Source organism: Mycobacterium sp. 141 (assembly GCF_000382405.1).
GTDB lineage: Bacteria > Actinomycetota > Actinomycetes > Mycobacteriales > Mycobacteriaceae > Mycobacterium.
Map to the genome: position 1 here is coordinate 1 of NZ_KB908286.1, position 2,842 is coordinate 2,842.

Sequence of the window (2,842 nt, forward strand, 5' to 3'; positions counted from 1 at the left end):
TGATTGATGCGTAGAGAACACCAATCCTCCCAGCTCAAGAGGCACTTTCCTCATTCCGACACCCCACGACCAGCCAGTTCATCAGTGGATCGAGGCTTAGTGCTGTTCGGTGGTCAACAGCTGGGCATGGGAGAGCCGCTGTTTTGCGGCCTCGACGCCCTGACCGTCGCGCACCACTGTGACCACTGATCTCCGGAGTCACTCGCCGCAGATGTTCGTGGGGCGCGAGTGCTTCTGCGTGAGCTGGACAAAAGAGCTTGAATCGGCGTCGCGACGGGCCGCCGCAAACTGGAGTGCTGCGGAACGCGCCTTCGCCGATTCACACCAACATCGGGCACGTACTTGTCAGGCGGTGCGGATGGTGTTGCCGCCGGCGCGCTTTGCGCGGAACATCGCCTGATCGGCATTCCTGATCGCCTCGTCGAGCAACCGCGACATGTCGGTGCCCGAGCTGGTGAGATGAGCCCACTCGCGGGTGTGTACGCCCAGACTGGCGGTGACCGCTGGAACGTCACCAGCGTCGCTGAGCGCACGTCTGATCGCCTCTGCGATGTGGTTGTCTTGGTTGGCCGCGGTGAGGTCGACGACGACGAATTCCTCGCCACCTGCGCGGGCCACCAGTGCGTCACTGCTGACAGCAGTTCTGATCCGTTGAGCAGTGCGGACGAGGACGTTGTCTCCTTCGGCATGGCCGAACTTGTCGTTGATGCTTTTGAACTGATCGAGGTCGGCGACGATGACCGTCACGAGGTGCCCGGGTGTTTCGTTGCGGGTCAGTAGTCCTCGAAAGTGCAGATACAGCCCACGACGGTTCAATAGACCGGTCATGGGATCGGTGGTCGACTTGTTGGCGTCGTTGCGGAGCAATTGGATGCCGACCATCAGCACCACTGTCACTGCGGCGATGGGAATCGCTGCGGCGAAGATGATGCCCGCAGAGGTCCGGTCGGCGATTCTGCCCTCTCCGATGTTGAGAACGATGAAGATGAGGAGGGCGGTCAGCACAACCGCGTTGTGTGCGGCAAGTGCTTTGGGTCCGTCGAGGAACATCAGGTACACCGACACCAAAGCGAAACAGTGGTAGGCGAACAGTCCGAGGATCCAATTCGAACTCATCAGCGCGACCGCTGCGATCCCGAGATCGGCCGACGCGATGAAGGCGCGTGATTGCCAATGAGTCGGCCACGGACGGGCCCACCACATCACCGACCAGAACAGACCGCCCCCAGCGAACAGGAACACGATGGTCATCGAGGCCGGTGAGGCGGCGGCCACGGGCAGCAGCAGGATCATGGCAAAAATCGAGACGCATCCGACGATGCCGCTGATGGTCAATTGTAGCGCTCTGGCCAGGCCACGGTCGGCAAAGTATCGGACGTATCCGGCGTAGTCCACCGGTTCACGCCACCATTCGTTGACAATCTGCATGCCCGAACGGCTCCCACGCGTCTGTGCTCGGACTCGCACCCGACATCCCTTCCCCGTGGCACCCATCGCGTAGCTATCTTGTCGACCTCGGGCGCCATGACAACACGCGTCGGTCGCCCCCTTGTCGAAGGCACCACTTCGCCGTTTCCAGCAAAGCTATCTTATGTGTCAGTTAGTTGGCTCGCCGACCTTGTGTCGGTTGTTCTGAGACGCACGGGCGCGGCCGTGCCGATCAACGCAGGTGATCGCGCCAACATCGGAACCGCCCCGGCCTCCGCTGCGTCCGATCAGATATAGACCCCGACGATCTCGACGCCCCGCCTGCCCTGCCGCCGGCCGTTGAGGCGTATCTGGCTCGGGAGCGCGGCTGGTGGCGGATGCTGCGCGCGACCGGCGCCACCTCCGCGGTCGTCTCCGCCCCGTCCTGCCGCACATGGGCACCGATCACACCGTCCCGATGGTCCTCAAACAGGTTGACATTCTCAGTGTGCGGCGACGACGTCGTCGCCGCAGCTATGATCGACCGCCTGGTACACGACGCCGAAGTCACCGCCCTCAAAGGAGGCTGCTACCGCATCAAAGACCGAGACCTCGGCCGAGTCCCCACCGTCACGGCCGACGACCAATGAACCCCAAGCTGGTCAATTTTGGCTTGCCGACAGCTGATCAGTTTTCGGTTGCCGTTGACAATCTCCGCGTACCACTTACTTTCGCGATCGATTGTGGCACAACACTTTAACAAAAATTAACCGACTCAGCAGGTGCGTGTGCTGACCTCGGAAAGTTAGGGGCTCCGTACCGGGCCGGCGTCGACCAGTTCCGGTCGCATGGAGCGCAGCACCGGCAGTAGGAACGTGCGGGCGTAGTTCTCGGGCCTTCACTTCACGGAGTCGATTCCATTCGTAGACAGAAGGGCGAAGGCTGCCTAACCTTCCAAACCCTGACCGCGATGTCTGAACCACCGGGGGTGTGAAGCTCAGCGGCAGGAGGCGGCCGACCGACTAATCGGCGGCTCGATGCGACGGTCCTACAACTCGGCGATCGACATCGCCCGGGATACCCCGCAGGATCCGGACTTCTTCTAGCTGCCTCCGGAGGGAGTGTCGCTGTGCGGCACCCCGACCTGGAAACGGATGTCGCACTGCGAGCGGGTCGAGCTCTCCTACCAGGAGGCAGCCAAGCTGCTCAGCCACTGCGACTGTGGCCGATCCGAGCGGACAACGCGCACGACAACGTCGCCAGATGAGAAAGGCCGGCGTGCCATGCCCCAGCTAGGGGAGGAGCGTGGCACGCCGACCTAGGTCAGAGTAAACGTGAAATCAGTTCATGTTCCAGGGGTCGCCGTAAGTGGTGACGCTGTCACCGGTGGAGGCGATCAGGCGGGCGAACGGACGCAGCAGCACACCACCGGCCG

General features: G+C 62.3%; 2 protein-coding genes and 1 pseudogene. 1 reads left to right on the plus strand and 2 read right to left on the minus strand.

Features of this window, described 5'->3' with window-relative positions:
- Positions 1-345: 345 nt before the first annotated feature.
- The gene (locus H276_RS0122300) at positions 346-1,428 is read right to left on the minus strand and encodes a GGDEF domain-containing protein (protein WP_019973491.1); all 1,083 of its coding nucleotides are present in this window, start codon (positions 1,426-1,428) and stop codon (positions 346-348) included.
- Between the two features lie 485 nt (positions 1,429-1,913).
- Here H276_RS0122300 and H276_RS24390 point away from each other — a divergent pair.
- A pseudogene (locus tag H276_RS24390) lies at positions 1,914-2,057 on the plus strand (ATP-binding protein); the annotation flags it as partial.
- Between the two features lie 690 nt (positions 2,058-2,747).
- Here the strand turns inward: H276_RS24390 and H276_RS24940 are convergent.
- Positions 2,748-2,842: MspA family porin (locus H276_RS24940; RefSeq protein ID WP_196807979.1), on the minus strand; the 95-nt coding region annotated here is incomplete at its 5' end.